Annotated in this window: 11 protein-coding genes and 1 riboswitch; of the genes, 8 read left to right on the top strand and 3 right to left on the bottom strand. The window is 72.9% G+C overall.

Translation table 11 applies throughout. The features are described from left to right. The first annotated feature begins 114 nt into the window (after window positions 1–114). The gene (locus ACGFZP_RS11470) at window positions 115–2,982 is read left to right on the top strand and encodes an ATP-binding protein (RefSeq protein ID WP_392931086.1); all 2,868 of its coding nucleotides are present in this window, start codon (window positions 115–117) and stop codon (window positions 2,980–2,982) included. A 145-nt stretch (window positions 2,983–3,127) separates the two neighbouring features. Further along, on the top strand, window positions 3,128–4,210 hold the full coding sequence (locus ACGFZP_RS11465) for an aldose epimerase family protein (RefSeq protein ID WP_392931084.1): 1,083 nt from the start codon (window positions 3,128–3,130) through the stop codon (window positions 4,208–4,210). Between the two features lie 61 nt (window positions 4,211–4,271). On the opposite strand, the gene ACGFZP_RS11460 is transcribed toward ACGFZP_RS11465, so the two are convergent. Then, a complete protein-coding gene (locus tag ACGFZP_RS11460) occupies window positions 4,272–4,772 on the bottom strand; it encodes a GNAT family N-acetyltransferase (protein ID WP_392931082.1) in 501 nt (166 codons plus the stop codon). A gap of 308 nt (window positions 4,773–5,080) precedes the next feature. On the opposite strand from ACGFZP_RS11460, the gene ACGFZP_RS11455 reads away from it, so the two are divergent. From ACGFZP_RS11455 to ACGFZP_RS11435, 5 genes are all read left to right on the top strand, one after another. Next, on the top strand, window positions 5,081–6,358 hold the full coding sequence (locus tag ACGFZP_RS11455; protein ID WP_392931080.1) for an extracellular solute-binding protein: 1,278 nt from the start codon (window positions 5,081–5,083) through the stop codon (window positions 6,356–6,358). Between the two features lie 169 nt (window positions 6,359–6,527). Then, window positions 6,528–7,532: a carbohydrate ABC transporter permease gene (locus ACGFZP_RS11450; protein WP_392931078.1), complete on the top strand. Its 1,005-nt coding sequence runs from the start codon at window positions 6,528–6,530 to the stop codon at window positions 7,530–7,532. A gap of 40 nt (window positions 7,533–7,572) precedes the next feature. Next, window positions 7,573–8,487, top strand: a complete 915-nt coding sequence (locus ACGFZP_RS11445) for a sugar ABC transporter permease (protein WP_392931076.1) — start codon at window positions 7,573–7,575, stop codon at window positions 8,485–8,487. 42 nt (window positions 8,488–8,529) lie between these two features. Then, complete coding sequence (locus tag ACGFZP_RS11440; protein WP_392931074.1) at window positions 8,530–10,230, top strand: glycoside hydrolase family 13 protein; 1,701 nt, start codon at window positions 8,530–8,532, stop codon at window positions 10,228–10,230. 25 nt (window positions 10,231–10,255) lie between these two features. Then, a complete protein-coding gene (locus ACGFZP_RS11435; protein WP_392931072.1) occupies window positions 10,256–11,275 on the top strand; it encodes a LacI family DNA-binding transcriptional regulator in 1,020 nt (339 codons plus the stop codon). Window positions 11,276–11,333: 58 nt separating this feature from the next. Here the strand turns inward: ACGFZP_RS11435 and ACGFZP_RS11430 are convergent, their stop codons facing one another. Next, on the bottom strand, window positions 11,334–11,534 hold the full coding sequence (locus ACGFZP_RS11430) for a hypothetical protein (RefSeq protein WP_392931070.1): 201 nt from the start codon (window positions 11,532–11,534) through the stop codon (window positions 11,334–11,336). Window positions 11,535–11,688: 154 nt separating this feature from the next. Continuing rightward, a complete protein-coding gene (locus ACGFZP_RS11425; protein ID WP_392931068.1) occupies window positions 11,689–13,005 on the bottom strand; it encodes a transglycosylase family protein in 1,317 nt (438 codons plus the stop codon). Next, window positions 12,992–13,191: riboswitch (cyclic di-AMP (ydaO/yuaA leader) on the bottom strand. (Overlaps the previous gene by 14 nt.) Before the next feature lie 352 nt (window positions 13,192–13,543). Between ACGFZP_RS11425 and ACGFZP_RS11420 the strand changes: the two genes are divergently transcribed. Next, on the top strand, window positions 13,544–15,679 hold the full coding sequence (locus ACGFZP_RS11420) for a hypothetical protein (RefSeq protein ID WP_392931066.1): 2,136 nt from the start codon (window positions 13,544–13,546) through the stop codon (window positions 15,677–15,679). Window positions 15,680–15,830 lie beyond the last annotated feature (151 nt).

Below are 15,830 nucleotides of genomic sequence, written 5' to 3'. Positions count from 1 at the left end.
GGACACGAACTTCGGGCAGCGGGTGGCTCCGGCTCCGGCCGCGAGGGTGACGCCGTGTCACCCCGGATCAGGCTGCGCGACCGTGACTCGGAAATCCGCTCCGCGGAGACGGCTGTGGACAAGCTCTGCCGCGAGTTCGCCGCCGGCGGCACCGAGATCGGCGAGCTGCTCACCTTCTCCGGCCGACCCGGTATCGGCAAGACCAGCCTGCTGCACGAAGTCCGCCGGATCGCCAAGCTCCGACCCGGTGCCACCGTCCTGTTCGCCCGCGGCGGCGAACGGCAGTTCAACGAGCCCTACCACGTCCTGCGCCAGCTGCTCCAGCCCGTCCTCGGCAGCCTGGCCGCCGACGAGCTCAAGCAGGTGATGGGCACCTGGGAGGAGGTCGTCGGGCCGGCCATGGGCCTCAAGCAGCCGAAGGCCGGCGCCCGCCGACTCGACCCGCAGGGCGTCCGCGACGGCCTCGACTACGTCCTCACCCAGCTCGCCCCGCGCCGCGCCCCGCTCGTCATGATCGTCGACGACCTGCACTGGGCCGACCTCGAATCCCTCAGCTGGCTCACCCAGTTCGCGCTGCGCGCCATGGAGCTGCCCGTCCTGCTGGTCTTCGCCTACCGCGACGACGAGGCGGACTGGGACAGCGAGGCCCAGAAGCGGCAGAAGGAGATCGCCAAGCTCGCGACCCGCAAGCACGAGCTCAACCGGCTCACGCTGGTCTCCGTCACCGACATGATCCGGGCCGAGCTCGGCGACGCGGCGGAGGAGGCCTTCTGCTACGAGTTCTGGAACGTCGTCAACGGCAACCCCTACGAGGTCACCGCCCTCCTGGAGCAGATCCGCGACCAGGACCTCGACCCGGTCGAGGAGAACTCCGTCCAGCTGCGCGAGCTCGCCGTCGACGCCACCGGGATGACCCTCAAGGGCTGGCTGGACCGGCTCGGCGCCACCACCCTGCGGTTCGCCTGGGCCGCCGCCATGCTGGGCACCGACATCCGGGCCGACCTCGCCGCCCGGATCTCCACCCAGACCACCGAGGGCTCCCGCGAGTCCATCAAGCAGCTGCGCAAGCAACGGGTCCTCACCGCGACCCCCAACGGGAACCTGGAGTTCGTCCACCCGCTGATCGGCAGCTCCATCTACAACACCATGCCGGACTCCGCCCGGACGGCCATGCACGGGGTCGCCGCCGCCGAGATCGAGAACGCCGGGCTCGGCCTGCTCGCCGCCTCCCGGCACCTGGTCGAGACCATCCCCGGCGAGGGCGACGACCGCACCGTCCGCAAGCTCCGCCGGGCGGCCAGCGAACACCAGCTGATCGGTGCCCCCGAGGCCGCCCAGCGCTGCCTGAACCGCGCCCTGGCCGAACCGCCCGCCGACGAGATCCGCGCCGAGGTGCTGTACGAGCTGGGCTGCTCCGCCCTGCTCACCGACCCGGTCGCCACCGTCAACCAGCTGAAGCTCGCGCTCGACCCCGAGGAGGGGCCGCTCCGCCCCGAGCTGCGGGTGGACGCGACCTTCCGGCTGTCCGAGGTGCTCGCCCACAGCGGCGAACTCGGCCAGGCCGCGCTGGTCTGCCAGGAGGAGGCCGAGCAGACCGTCGGCGACCCGGCGGGCAAACTCCGCCTGCAGGCCGCGTCGTTCATGTGGCACGCCTACCGCAAGTCCGAGGAGAACGGGCCCGCCCGCTCCCGGCGGCTGGGCGAGCTCAGCGCCAGCCTCACCGGCCGCGACGCCGCCGACCGGGCCGTCCTCGCGATGCGCGCCTGGGACCTCACCCTGCGCGGCGAACCCTCCGCCGAGGCGCTGCGCCACGCGGACCAGGTCCTCGACCACGGCCGGCTGCCCAAGGGCCTCGGCTGGACCGACAACACCTGGGGCTTCGAACTGCCCGGCACGCTCGGTCTGGCCTACACCTACAACGACCGCATCGCCCAGGCCGAGCGGTTGTTCGGCGACGCCATCATGCAGTTCGAGGTGGCCGGTTGGAGCGGCGCCCACCGGGGCTTCGCCTACTTCCTGATGGGACTGGCGCGCTTCCGCCGCGGCCTGCTCGCCGAGGCCGAGGACTTCCTGCGGCGCTCGCTGCGACTGTCCGAGCGGATCGGCTCCAAGCTGCCGCTCGCCTGGGACGCCGTCGGCGTCCTGGTGGACACCCTGCTCGCCCGCGGCCGGGTCGACGAGGCCTGGGACCTCGCGATCGGCTTCGGCTTCAACCCGCCGTACCACGCCACCGCGATGGTGCTGCCCGACGCGCCCTCGCTCTACGGCAAGCTGCTGCTCGCCGTGGGCCGGCCCGCCGGGGCCGCGGCCGCGCTCATCGAGGCCGGCGCCCAGCTCGACGCCCGGGGCTGGCACAACACCGTCTGGGCGCCGTGGGCCAGCCACCTCGCCATCGCCCTCGCCGAGGACGAGCCCGACCGCGCCCGCGAGTACGCCCAGCGGTCCGTCCGCGACGCCCGCCGGTTCGGCACCGCCTCGGCGATCGGCACCGCGCTGCGGCTGTCCGCCCAGATCGAGGACGGCCAGCAGGCGGTGGAGCTGCTGGAGCAGTCCGTGCGCCACCTCGGTCAGTCGCCCGCCGGGTACGAGCACGCCGTCGCCCTGGTGGAGCTCGGCGCCGCGCTGCGCCGGGTCGGCCGGCTGGAGGACGCCCAGGAGTACCTGTACCAGGGCATCGAGCTGGCCCAGCACTGCGCCGCCGACGGGCTGGTCGACCAGGCCCGCCGGGAGCTGGCCAACTACGGCCTGCGGCCCAACCGGCTGGACGACTTCCCCGAGACGCTCAGCCAGTCCGAGTGGGACGTCGCCCGGCTCGCCGTCGAGGGTGTGCCGCCGCAGCGGATCTCCGAGACGCTGGGCGTCGAGCTCAACCTGGTCAACCGCCGGCTGGCGGCCGTCTACCGCAAGGCGGGCAGCGGCCCGGACGGCCTCGCCTCGGCCCTCGGCATCCCGCCGGAGCAGCGCAGGGATGCCGAGGAGTGACCCGCGGCGCGCGGGGGCGTTTCAGGCGGCGCCCGCCGGTCCGCTGACTAGGCTGAAACAGCCGGGGGCCGCCGCGACGGACCCCGGACCGGACTCGGAACCAAGGCGGGCGCGGCGCGCCGTGGCCGCCAGTGAGGAGCAGGCCATGGCGACGCCCCCGGCGGACGGGCCGCAGACGACCAGCGTGCGGCACGAACCCTTCGACCCCGCGGGTGCGGGCGCCGCGATCGAGCGCTGGATCCTGCAGGCGGGCCCGTACGAGGCGAGCGTGCTCACCCTCGGCGCCACCCTGCACACCCTCTCCGCCCCCGACCGCGCCGGCCGGTCGGCGCAGATCCTGCTCTCCACCGACCGGTTGGCCGAAGTGCTCGGCCCGGCCCGGCACTACGGCGCCCTCGTCGGCCGGTACGCCAACCGGATCGACGGCAGCCGGATCACCCTCGACGGCGAGGAGCACCCGCTCGCCCCCACCGGCGGCGGGATGACCATCCACGGCGGCCCGGACGGCTTCGCGCACCGGATGTGGGAGGCCGAGCCGCTGCCCGAGGGCGTCCGGCTGCGGCTGCACAGCCCGGACGGCGACCAGGGCTTCCCCGGGGGGCTGGACATCACCGTCGACTACACGCTCCGTGCCGCCGGCGAGCTGGCGATCGCCTACCACGCGGTCACCACCAGGCCGACGGTCGTCAACCTGACCAACCACGCCTACTTCAACCTCGCGGGTGAGGGCGCCGGCGACATCCTCGGCCACCTGCTCACCCTGGACGCCGACGCGTACACCCCCACCGACGAGCGGCAGATCCCGTACGGGCGGACCGAGCCGGTGGCCGGCACGCCGTTCGACTTCACCTCGCCGCGGCCGATCGGCAAGTCGGTGCACGACGACCACCCGCAGCTGACCGGCCCGGGCGGGTACGACCACAACTGGGTGCTGCGCCCGCGCCCGGCCGACGGCACCCCGGGGCGTGCGGCGCTGCTGGAGGACCCGGCCAGCGGCCGCACCCTGGAGGTGCTGACCACCGAGCCGGGCGTCCAGGTGTACACGGCCAACGGCTTCCGGGGCGCGGTGACCGGGGCGAGCGGGGTGGCCTACGGGCCGTTCTCCGGGGTAGCCCTGGAGACGCAGCACTTCCCCGACTCCCCGCACCACCCGGCCTTCCCCAGCACCGAGCTGCGCCCGGGGGAGGAGTTCCGCTCGACCACGGTGCTGCGGCTGGGGGTCGGCTGACCAGGCGGCCCGTGTCGGGCCCGGGGGCGGCCGGGCAGACGCCGCCCGCCGGGCCCGGGGGTCAGCCGAGTTCCTTGCGCATGCAGAGCCTGGGCCAGCGGTCCAGGCCGTGCGCGGCCTCCTGGCGGCGGATCTCCCGCAGGCCGGGGGTGAGCTCGCCCTCGGCGAGCGGGCGGAACCCGCAGCGGGCGTAGTAGGGGGCGTTCCACGGGACGTCGGCGAAGGTGGTGAGGGTGAGGGCCGGTGCGTCGGTGCCCGCCGCCAGGTGGTTGATCAGCGCCCGGCCGATCCGCCGGCGGGCGTGGCCGGGGTGGACCGAGACCTGCTCGATGTGCAGCGCGCCGTCCACCGGCTCGGCCAGCAGGTAGCCGACGGGCGCGCCCAGGTCGTCAAGCGCGACCAGCGCCGTCCCCTCGTCCAGGTAGCGGGCCAGCTCGGGCAGGGTGGGCGGCTCGTCCTCGGCGATCTCCGGCATCCCGATCTCGGCGAACGGTGCCCCGGCGGCGCGTTCGAGCGCGGCCAGCAGCGGCAGTTCTTCCCTCGTGACGGCTCTGATTCGCATCCGCCCAGTCTGCTGCAAGCGGCTTGCCGCAACCCAGCGTATTTCCAGCCCCGGGGGAACGCGGGGGCGAACCGGACAAACCGTGGCAAGACCTTCGCCTGTCAACTACCGTGCGGCAACGTCAAGGACACGTGGGCGTAACGATCGCCGTTTCTTGCAGAAACTTGCTGCAAGGACTTTCCGTGGTGATTGTGCCGCTGTTAACTTCCTTCCGAGCCCGACGGCCGGAACGGCGCAGTCGGCACGAGACAGCCATTATGCGCCTGTCTCCCCCCATCTCGGGCACCCCCACCCTCCAAGGAGTTCTCATGCGGCGTGGCATCGCGGCCTCTGCCCTCGTTGTGGCCCTCGCGGTCTCGATGGCTGCCTGTGGCAGCAGCGGCTCCAGCTCGGACGGCAAGGCCGACGGGCCGGTCACCCTCACCTACTGGGACACTTCGAACGCCACCAACGAGGCGCCGAACTACCAGGAGCTCGCCAAGAAGTTCGAGGCCGCCAACCCGAACGTCAAGGTCGACTTCGTCAACGTGCCGTTCGACCAGGCGCAGAACAAGCTCCAGACCGCCATGGGGGCCAAGGGCGCTCCGGACGTGTTCCGCTCCGAGGTCGGCTGGACCGCCGCCTTCGCCAAGGCCGGCTTCCTGGAGCCGCTGGACGGCACCCCGGCCGCCGCCGACTCCGCCGCCTTCCAGCCGAGCCTGATCCAGCAGGCCAAGTACGAGGGCAAGATCTACGGTGTGCCGCTGGTCACCGACACCCTCGGCCTGCTCTACAACAAGGAGCTCTTCACCAAGGCCGGCATCACCGCCGCCCCCAAGACCTGGGACGAGCTGAAGACCGCCGCTGCCGCCGTCAAGGAGAAGGCCGGCGTGGACGGCTTCTGGCTGCGCGCCGCCGACGGCTACTACGCGATGCCGTTCCTGTTCGGCGAGGGCACCGACACCGTCGACGCCGCCGGCAAGAAGATCACCGTCGCGTCGCCGGAGGCCGTCAAGGCCATCGAGACCTACAAGTCGATGTTCACCGCGCCGGGCACCGCCAAGGCCGACGTCACCACCGACGCCTACGCGCACATGATGGACGCCTTCAACAGCGGCAAGGTCGCCGCCATCATCCAGGGCCCCTGGGAGATCACCAACATCTACAAGGGCTCCGCGTTCTCCGACAAGACCAACCTCGGTATCGCCGCCGTCCCGGCCGGCTCCGCGGGCAAGGCCGGCGCCCCCACCGGCGGCCACAACATCTCCGTCTACGCCGGCGCCGACAAGGCCCACAAGGCCGCGGCGGAGAAGTTCGCCGCCTTCATGACCTCGGCCGAGAGCCAGTCCTTCATCGCGAAGAAGAACTCCACCCTGCCGACCCGCGCCGACGCCTTCACCCCCGAGGTCAAGGCCGACCCCGGCATCGCCGGCTTCCAGGCGGTCCTCGACAGCGCCAAGCCGCGCCCCGAACTGCCGGAGTACAGCTCGCTGTTCGCCTCGCTGGGGACCAACCTCGGCAAGGTGGCCCAGGGCACCGGCACCCAGGACGGCCTGAACACCGTCGCCACCGACTACGCCAAGCTCCTCCCGGGCTTCGCCAAGTAGGCAACGGGGGCCCGTCCGACGGTTCGCGCCGCAACTGCGCGCGGCGGCAACCGTCGGACCGGCCCCGGGCCGTTCGGCCCGCCGCCACCTCCCGGCGGGCCGGACGGCCAGACCCGTAGCAGCAGTCGCCGCAGCGAGGCGGCGGACCTCCCCGAGAAGGTGTCGAACAATGTCAGTCGCCGTGCAGGGCGCCACCGGCCAGGGCAGCCGGGAGCGCGATCCGCGTCCGGGCCTGATGGAGCGCGTCAAGCGCTCGTACGCCAAGCACTGGTACGCCTACGCGATGATCGCGCCGGTCGTGCTGGTCCTCGGCGTCCTGGTGCTGTACCCGCTCGCCGAGGGTCTCTGGCTGACCCTCACCGATGCCAACAGCCTCAACGCCGCCCGCACGATCGGCGTCAACGAGATCCCGGCCAGCTACCAGTTCGTCGGCTTCGACAACTACGCCGACATCCTCTGGGGCCCCGGTTCGTACGACCGCTTCTGGTCGCACTTCGTCTGGACGATCACCTGGACGGCGCTCTGCGTCTTCCTGCACTACACCGTCGGCCTCGGCCTCGCCCTGCTGCTCAACCAGAAGCTGCGCGGACGCGCGGTCTACCGGATGCTGCTCATCCTGCCGTGGGCCGTCCCGACCTTCGTCACCGTCTTCTCCTGGCGCCTGATGCTCGCCGACGGGGGCGCCGTCAACGGCGTCCTCGCCGCCCTGCACCTGCCCGAACCCGGCTGGCTGGACGACCCGTTGGCGCAGAAGGCCGCCGCGATCCTGGTCAACACCTGGGTCGGCGTGCCGTTCATGATGATCTCGCTGCTCGGCGGCCTGCAGTCGATCCCGGCCGAGCTGTACGAGGCCGCGGAGATGGACGGCGCCACCGCCTGGCAGCGGTTCCGCCACGTCACCCTGCCCGGGCTGCGCACCGTCTCCTCGACCGTGGTGCTGCTCGGCGTGATCTGGACCTTCAACCAGTTCGCCGTCATCTTCCTGCTGTTCGGCGCCAACGGCGCCCCCGACGCCCAGCTGCTGGTCACCTGGGCCTACCGGCTCGGCTTCGGCCAGCAGCCCCGGGACTACGCGCAGTCCGCCGCGTACGGCGTGATCCTCCTCTCCATCCTGATCGTCTTCACCGCCTTCTACCGGCGCTGGCTCGCCCGCAACGAGCAGGCCAACGGCTGACCCCGGCGACTCCAGCGACCACGAAGGCAGGTACCCCCCGATGAGCACCACCACCGACCGACCCACCACCCTGGCCACGGGCCCCGCGGCGCCGGCCGCCGCCCGCCCGGCCAAGGTCCGCCGCCGCGGCCAGGCGAGCCCGCTGGCCCGGGCGCTGTCCCACGGCGCGCTGATCCTGGCCAGCCTGATCGCGCTGTTCCCGGTGGTCTGGATCCTCTACGTCTCGCTCGGTCCGGACAAGACGGACTACCTCCACCCCGGCGAGATCCTCGACAAGATGACGCTGTCGAACTACGACAAGGTGCTGTTCGACACCGACTTCTTCCGCTGGTTCGGCAACGCCTTCCTGGTCTCCGGCATCACCACCGTCTTCGGTGTGCTGATCGCCGCCACCACTGGCTACGCCGTCTCCCGGATGCGCTTCCCCGGCCACAAGCCGCTGATGTGGTCGCTGCTGGTCACCCAGATGTTCCCGATCGCGGTGCTGATCGTGCCGATGTACACGATCCTCTCCGAGATCGGCCTGCTGGACAGCTACCTCGGCCTGATCCTGGTCTACTCGACCACCACCGTGCCGTACTGCGCCTGGCTCCTGAAGGGATACTTCGACACCATCCCGGTGGAGATCGACGAGGCCGGCCGGGTCGACGGGCTGAACCCGTTCGGCACCTTCTGGCGGCTGGTGCTGCCGCTGGCCCGCCCGGGCCTGGCGGTGGCCGCGTTCTACTCCTTCCTGACCGCCTGGGCCGAGGTGGCCTTCGCCTCCACGTTCATGCTCAGCTCCGACAAGTACACCCTCGCCGTCGGCCTGCAGACCTTCGTCAGCGAGCACGACGCGCAGTGGAACCTGATGGCGGCGACCGCCGTACTGATCGCGATCCCGTCCTCGGTCCTCTTCTACCTGGTGCAGCGTCACCTCGTCACCGGCCTGACCGCCGGTGCCTCGAAGTCCTGACCTGCCGCCCGCTCACCGCCTAGTCCCCAAGGGATACCGTCCATGACCCAGAACCTGGCCGACACCTCCCGGCCCGCCGCCGACGCCACCGCTCACAAGGCCAGCGCCGGCGCGTCCAGAGGCTGGTGGCGGGACGCGGTCATCTACCAGGTGTACCCGCGCAGCTTCGCCGACTCCAACGGCGACGGCATGGGCGACCTGCCCGGCATCCGCAGCCGCCTGCCCTACCTGCGGGACCTGGGCGTGGACGCCGTCTGGCTCTCCCCCTTCTACGCCTCCCCGCAGGCCGACGCCGGCTACGACGTGGCCGACTACCGCGCGGTGGACCCGATGTTCGGCACCCTGCTCGACGCCGACGCGCTCATCCGCGACGCCCACGCGCTGGGCCTGCGGATCATCGTGGACCTCGTCCCCAACCACTCCTCGGACCAGCACGAGTGGTTCCAGCGCGCCCTGCGCGAGGGCCCGGCATCGCCGCTGCGCGAGCGCTACCACTTCCGTCCCGGCAAGGGCGAGAACGGCGAACTGCCGCCCAACGACTGGGAGTCCATCTTCGGCGGCCCGGCCTGGACCCGCTCGGCGAACCCGGACGGCACCCCGGGCGACTGGTACCTGCACCTGTTCGCCCCGGAGCAGCCCGACTTCAACTGGGACAGCCCGGCCGTCGCCGACGAGTTCCGCTCGATCCTGCGCTTCTGGCTGGACATGGGCGTCGACGGCTTCCGGATCGACGTCGCGCACGGCATGGTCAAGGCCCCCGGCCTGCCCGACCTCGGCGGCGCCGACCAGCTCAAGCTGCTCGGCAACGACGTGATGCCGTTCTTCGACCAGGACGGCGTGCACGAGATCTACCGCAGCTGGCGCAAGATCCTCGACGAGTACCCGGGCCAGCGGATCGGCGTCGCCGAGGCGTGGACCCCGACCGTCCAGCGCACCGCCAACTATGTCCGCCCCGACGAGCTGCACCAGGCCTTCAACTTCCAGTACCTGGGCACCTCCTGGGACGCCGCAGAGCTGCGCGAGGTGATCGACGTCTCGCTCGACGCGATGCGTCCGGTCGACGCCCCCGCCACCTGGGTGCTCTCCAACCACGACGTCACCCGGCACGCCACCCGGTTCGCCAACCCGCCCGGGCTCGGCACCCAGATCCGCACCGCCGGCGACCGCGCCCTCGGCCTGCGCCGCGCCCGCGCCGCCACCCTGCTGATGCTCGCGCTGCCCGGATCCGCGTACCTCTACCAGGGCGAGGAGCTCGGCCTGCCGGACGTCACCGACCTGCCCGACGAGGTCCGCCAGGACCCGTCGTTCTTCCGCCAGGCCGGCCAGGACGGCTACCGCGACGGCTGCCGGGTGCCGATCCCGTGGTCCGGCACCGAGGCGCCGTACGGCTTCGGGCCGACCGCCGGCGGCCCCAGCTGGCTGCCGCAGCCCGCCGAGTGGGCCGGGCTCAGCGTCGAGGCGCAGACCGGCGACCCGACGTCCACGCTGGAGCTGTACCGCAGCGCGCTGGCCGTCCGCCGCACGCAGGCCGACCTCGGCGCCGGCACCGCGGTCGAGTGGCTGGACGGCCCCGAGGGCACCCTGGTGTTCCGCCGCGGCTCGTTCGTCTGCACCGTGAACACCACCGCCGAGCCGGTCCGGATAGCCGCGCCCGGCCGTCTGCTGCTCTCCTCCGCCGACGCGGTGGTGGACGGCGGCGAGACGGTGCTCGCTCCGGACAGCACCGACTGGTGGGCGGTCTGACGTGGTTGCAATAAGCTCTGGGACCGTGACTACGGCGCGACTTTCAGACATCGCGGCGCAGGCGGGGGTCAGCGAAGCCACCGTCTCCCGCGTACTCAACGGCAAGGCGAACGTGTCCGCCGCCACCCGGCAGACCGTGCTGGCGGCGCTGGACGTGCTCGGCTACGAGCGCCCCACCCGCCTGCGCCAGCGCAGCGCGGGCCTCATCGGGCTGATCACCCCGGAGCTCAGCAACCCGATCTTCCCCGCGCTGGCGCAGGTGATCGAGCAGGTGCTGAGCCGGCACGGCTTCACGCCGGTGCTCTGCACCCAGACGCCGGGCGGCTCCACCGAGGACGAACTGGTGGAGATGCTGGTCGACCGGGGCGTGGCGGGCATCGTCTTCGTCTCCGGCCTGCACGCCGACACCACCGCCGACCACGACCGGTACGCCCGGCTGACCGGCCGCCAGGTGCCGTTCGTGCTGATCAACGGCTACAGCGAGAAGATCGACGCGCCGTTCATCTCGCCGGACGACCGGGCCGCGATGTGGATGGCCGTCCAGCACCTGGCCGAACTCGGCCACGAGCGGATCGGGCTGGCCGTCGGGCAGCGGCGCTACGTGCCGGTGCTGCGCAAGATCGAGGGCTTCACGGCCGCGATGCGCGAGGTGCTCGGCCGGACCGCCGAGGAGGCCCAGGACCTCGTCCACCACACGCTGTTCAGCGTGGAGGGCGGGCACGCGGCGGCCGGCGCGCTGCTCGACAAGGGCTGCACGGCGATCGTCTGCGGCAGCGACATGATGGCGCTCGGCGCGATCCGCGCGGTGCGCCAGCGCGGGCTCTCGGTGCCGCAGGACGTCTCGGTGGTCGGCTTCGACGACTCGCCGCTCATAGCCTTCACCGAGCCGCCGCTGACCACCATCCGCCAGCCGGTCGAGGCGATGGCCACCGCGGCCGTCGACGCCCTGCTGGAGGAGGTCGGCGCGAACGCCGTCCAGCGCGGGGAGTTCATGTTCCAGCCGGAGCTGGTGATGCGCGGCTCCACCGGCGCCAGGGCCAGGTGAACCGACGCAGGGGCCCCCGGAGAGCAACCGCTCTCCGGGGGCCCCTGCGCGTGCCTGCTCAGCCCTCCTGGGCGGTCGGGCGCTCCGGGGTGACCCGCCGGCCGTCCTCGGAGTCACCGGTGAGGCTATCGGTGCGCCGGCCCCGGGCCAGGTAGTCGCGCAGGACGAGTTCGACCGCGTCCTGCGGGTTCCTGGTACCGGAGAGCATCATCGCGTCGATGGCGAGATTGGCGTCGAGCGTGACGGTGACCTGGGCCATGGTGACTCCTCCTCGGGTCCGAAGCAGCAGCATGCCCGCTGCGGGCCGATTTGGCCATGGCCGAGGGCAGGCCGCGACCCCCGGGGAGGAGCCGACCAGACTCTCCCCGGGGGTCGCGGCGGTTCGGGGCCCGTGCGGCCCTACCGCGGGGTGATCAGACGCGGCCCGCGAAGTCCGGCGCCCAGTTGGCGACGGTCTGGGTGCGGACGCCCGAGCTCGGGTTGGCGGCCTCGACGTACTTGCCGTCGCCGATGTACAGCGCGACGTGGTAGACGCCCGAGTCCTGGCCGTTGTTGGACCAGAACAGCAGGTCGCCCGGCTTGAGGCTGTCCAGCGAGACGTGGGTGCTGGCGGCGGCCTGGTCGGCGGCGACCCGCGGGACGGAGATGCCCGCGGCGCGCAGCGCGGCCTGGGTCAGGCCGGAGCAGTCCCAGCCGCCGTTGCCGGTGCCGCCGTAGACGTACGCCTGGCCGACCTTCGACTGGGCGAAGGAGACGGCGGCGGCCATGCTGCCGGTGGCGGCCTGGGCCGGGGCCGGGGTCTCGGCCTGGGCGGCGGGCTTGGCGGCCGGGGCCTGGGTCTGTGCGGCCGGCTTGGCGGCGGTGGAGCCGGCGGCCTGGTCCGAGGTCGAGGAGGAGCGGTTGAACCAGTCGAAGTTCTTGCCGGACTCCTCGGACTGCTGGGCCTGGCCGCGGTCGCGCAGGGCCAGGTGCTGGCCCGGGTAGATGACGTGCGGGCCGTCGGCCAGGACGTCGCGGTTCAGCTCGTAGAGCCGCTCCCAGCCGCCCTGGACGTTGTTCTTGTCGGCGATCGCGGAGAGCCAGTCACCGGCGATGACGGTGTACTCGGCGGACTTCGCCTGGCCGTCCTGCTGGCGGTACTGCTGCCAGTTCTGGCCGCCCTTGGCGGAGTCGGAGGCGGCCGGCTTGGCGGCGTCCGCGGGGGCCTGGGCCGCGGGCTTGGCGGCGGGCGCCGGGGTGGTCGGCTTGGCGGCGGGCTTGGCGGCCGGGGCGGGGGTCTGCGCGGCCGGCTTGGCGGCGGTCGCACCGGCCGAGGTGTCGACGGCGGCCGGGGTGCCGCCCTTGGTCAGGCCGGCCTGGACGGAGCAGACCGGCCAGGCGCCGGGACCCTGCGAGGCGAGCACCTTCTCGGCGATCGAGATCTGCTGGTCCTTGGTGGCCTGGTTGGCCTGCGCCGCGAAGGCGGTGCCGCCGAAGGCGGCCCAGGTGCTGGAGGTGAACTGGAGGCCGCCGTAGAAGCCGTTGCCGGTGTTGATGCTCCAGTTGCCGCCGCTCTCGCACTGGGCGACCTTGTCCCAGGTCGCGACGGAGGCGGCGGAGGCGGTGCCGGAGGTGAGGCAGGGAATCGTGAGGCCGATCCCGACGACGCCGAGGGTGGCGATCGCGCGGCGGGTACGGCTGGACAGGCTGGTGCCGTTGCTGGGCAGCATGGTGACGCGGTCCTCTCCCACGCCTGCGAGGTGAGCTGTCGGATTCGGGCTGGAGTTGCCCGGCCGCGCTGTGGACGCGGCTTCACCCCTAGCCCTGGACCGGTACGGGACCGGTCTAGGGCGACTTACCTGTGGGTCCCCCGCTCCTGCCGTGGTGCGTTCTGCGCTGCCAGCGCAACCGACGGCAGGACTCGGCGTTGCGGATGAGCTGGGTCCGTGTGGCCACGAACGGGGAGCACGTTAAGCAGACTTAAGTTCAAACCGCAAACATGTGTGATGGTCGTCACAGTGTGCCGGCCTGACCTTTTGCGCCTGTCCATCATGATCAGAAATGACCGTTTTCGAGCAACGCCCTTGCGGATGAGCGCAACTGCCTATGCTTCAGAGCGTCGCAACCGACGCAGCCGTCTGGGGGGAGGGCTACGCAACGATGGCCATGGACGAGGACCCGCGCGCCGAACGGCCGACCGTCAGGGCGCGCGGAGCGCACCGCCGGGCAAAACGCCACAGTCCGGACATTCCGTCGGCGGCGGCCCGAACTCCCGTACCGCGCCGGACGATGCTGCGCTGGCTCGCCGTCGGCACGGTGTTCTCCGCGATCGCCGGCGAGGAGGTGGTGCGCCGCTCGCTGACCGGGCCGACGCAGCCGGTCGCCGCCACCGGGGCCCCGGCCGCCGGGGAGGCGCCCGGCGGACACCGGCACGGCGGGCCCGCCACCGCCGACCCGTCCGACCCGTCCGCCGGACCGCCCGAGGACGGCGGCGACGGCACCGCCGCCGCCCAGGCGCCGCCCGAGCAGCCCGCCGCCGCACCCACCGTCGACCAGGGCGGCCGCCGCTGGTCGGATCCGGCCGGCTGGGGCGGCGCCGTCCCCGGCCCGGGGAGCGCCGTCCGGATCACCGACCGGGTGCTGCTGGACACCGACGCCACCGTCGCCTCCCTGCTGGTCGAACCGACCGGAGCGCTGACCTTCGCCGCCGACCGCACGCTCACCCTCGCCTCGGCCGGCAACGTCGAGATCCGCGGCACCCTCGCCCTCGCCCCCGACGGCGCCGCCGTGCACACCGTCCGCTTCCCCGCCGTCGACGAGCGCCGCTTCCAGGGCGACGGCATGCAGGTGGTCGACACCGACACCGGCCTGTGGGTGGGCGGCGCCGGCTACCTGCGGCTGGACGGCGCCGCCAAGACCGCCTGGGTGCGCGCCGCCGGCGGCCTGCGGGCCGGCGACACCTCCGTCAGCCTGGCCGCCGCACCCACGGGTTGGCTGCCCGGCGACGAACTGGCCGTCACCCCGACCGGCCCGCCCGACGAGGACGGCTTCTCCACCCGCTACGACCTGGCCACCGTCCGGTCCGTCAACGGAACCACCGTCACCCTGGACGCCCCGCTGGCCCACGCCCACCCCCGGGTGGCCGCCGGAGGGGGCGTCACCGTCGGCGCCGAGGTGCTCAACCTGACCCGCAGCGTCCGGGTCGAGGGCACCGCCAAGGGCCGCGCCCACGTGCACCTCACCAGCTCCCGGCGCGCCGACGTCCGGCACGCCGCGCTGCGCTGGGTCGGCCCGCGCACCGACACCAAGGAGACGTGGAAGGGCCCGGACGGCGCCGCGCCGGTCACCGCGCCCGTACTCGGCCGGTACGGGCTGCACTTCCACATGCTCGGCGACACCACCCGGGGCACCGTCGTCGAGGGCGTGGTGGTCCGCGACGCCGGCAACCACGCCTTCGTCCCGCACGCCAGCCACGGCATCACCTTCCGCAGCTGCATCAGCCACGACACCTGGGAGGACGCCTACTGGTGGGACGGCCCGCTGGACACCCGGACCCCGCAGCGCCCGTCCGACGACATCGTGTACGAGTCCTGCGTCGCCTCCCGGACGGTGCTGGAACCGGCCCCCCGGGCCTACCGGCTGACCGGCTTCAACCTCGGGGCCGGCACCGGCGGCAAGGCGCTGGACTGCGTCGCGGTCGGCGTCCAGGGCGCCACCGGCGCCTCCGGCTACGAGTGGCCGGAGAACAGCGAGGGCGTCTGGACCTTCCGGCGCTGCCTGGCCCACAACAACCTGCAGGACGGCGTCTTCGTCTGGCTGAACGCCCAGCACCACCACGTGGTCACCGAGTTCGCGGCCTACCACAACGGCGGCTGGGGCATCGAGCACGGCGCCTACCTCAACGACTTCGACTACACCGCGAGCGTCCTCTACGGCAACGGCGCCGGGGGAGTGGCCCTGCACGCGCTCGGCCGGGACAAGGGCAGCCTCTTCGACGGGCTGCTGATCGACGCCGCCGGGCAGAGCGACTTCGCCGTGGCCACCGCGAAGCACCAACTCGCGGGGGAGGCCGTCACCTTCAGCCGCAGCCTGTTCACCGGCTACCGCCGGGCCGGCGTCGCCTTCCGGGCCACCGGCGACGGCAAGCCGGACGACATCGCGGTACTGGACTGCGAGTTCGGCGGCAACGAGCTCTGGATCGACCCGGAGTCCCAGCCGCCCAGGAGCATCGTGCTGCGCCGGGCCGGGCGGTCCGAGGCCGTCCAGGTGGGCCGGGCGGACGGCGGCGGGGCGGCGCAGCCGCAGTGGAACGCCGTCAGCAACCCGGCCCCGGCTCCCGCCGTGCAGCCCCGGCCGGTACAGCTGCCCGCGCTGCGGCTGAAGGACGCGGCCGCGCCCACCACCCGGGTCGGCGGCCGCGCCTGACCGGCGGGGTGTCCGGGCCGGCGGGCGCTGTGCGTCGGCGGGGTGTCCGGGTCGGCGGGCGCTGTGCGTGGGCGGGGCTTGGGCGTGTGGGCGGGGCCTGTGCGTCGGCGGTCGTGCGTCGGCGGGGGCGGAGACGGCCGAAGGGCCCGGA

The organism is Kitasatospora sp. NPDC048239 (assembly GCF_043202015.1).
Classification (GTDB): domain Bacteria; phylum Actinomycetota; class Actinomycetes; order Streptomycetales; family Streptomycetaceae; genus Kitasatospora.
The sequence above is the reverse complement of the archived record's forward strand: the minus strand, read 5'-3'. Positions and strand labels throughout refer to the sequence as shown.

Coding starts and splice junctions, on each gene's coding strand:
- ACGFZP_RS11465 (WP_392931084.1), top strand. CDS start 3,128: ATGGCGACGCCCCCGGCGGACGGGCCGCAGACGACCAGCGTGCGGCAC.
- ACGFZP_RS11460 (WP_392931082.1), bottom strand. CDS start 4,772: ATGCGAATCAGAGCCGTCACGAGGGAAGAACTGCCGCTGCTGGCCGCG.
- ACGFZP_RS11455 (WP_392931080.1), top strand. CDS start 5,081: ATGCGGCGTGGCATCGCGGCCTCTGCCCTCGTTGTGGCCCTCGCGGTC.
- ACGFZP_RS11450 (WP_392931078.1), top strand. CDS start 6,528: ATGTCAGTCGCCGTGCAGGGCGCCACCGGCCAGGGCAGCCGGGAGCGC.
- ACGFZP_RS11445 (WP_392931076.1), top strand. CDS start 7,573: ATGAGCACCACCACCGACCGACCCACCACCCTGGCCACGGGCCCCGCG.
- ACGFZP_RS11440 (WP_392931074.1), top strand. CDS start 8,530: ATGACCCAGAACCTGGCCGACACCTCCCGGCCCGCCGCCGACGCCACC.
- ACGFZP_RS11430 (WP_392931070.1), bottom strand. CDS start 11,534: ATGGCCCAGGTCACCGTCACGCTCGACGCCAATCTCGCCATCGACGCG.
- ACGFZP_RS11420 (WP_392931066.1), top strand. CDS start 13,544: ATGCTGCGCTGGCTCGCCGTCGGCACGGTGTTCTCCGCGATCGCCGGC.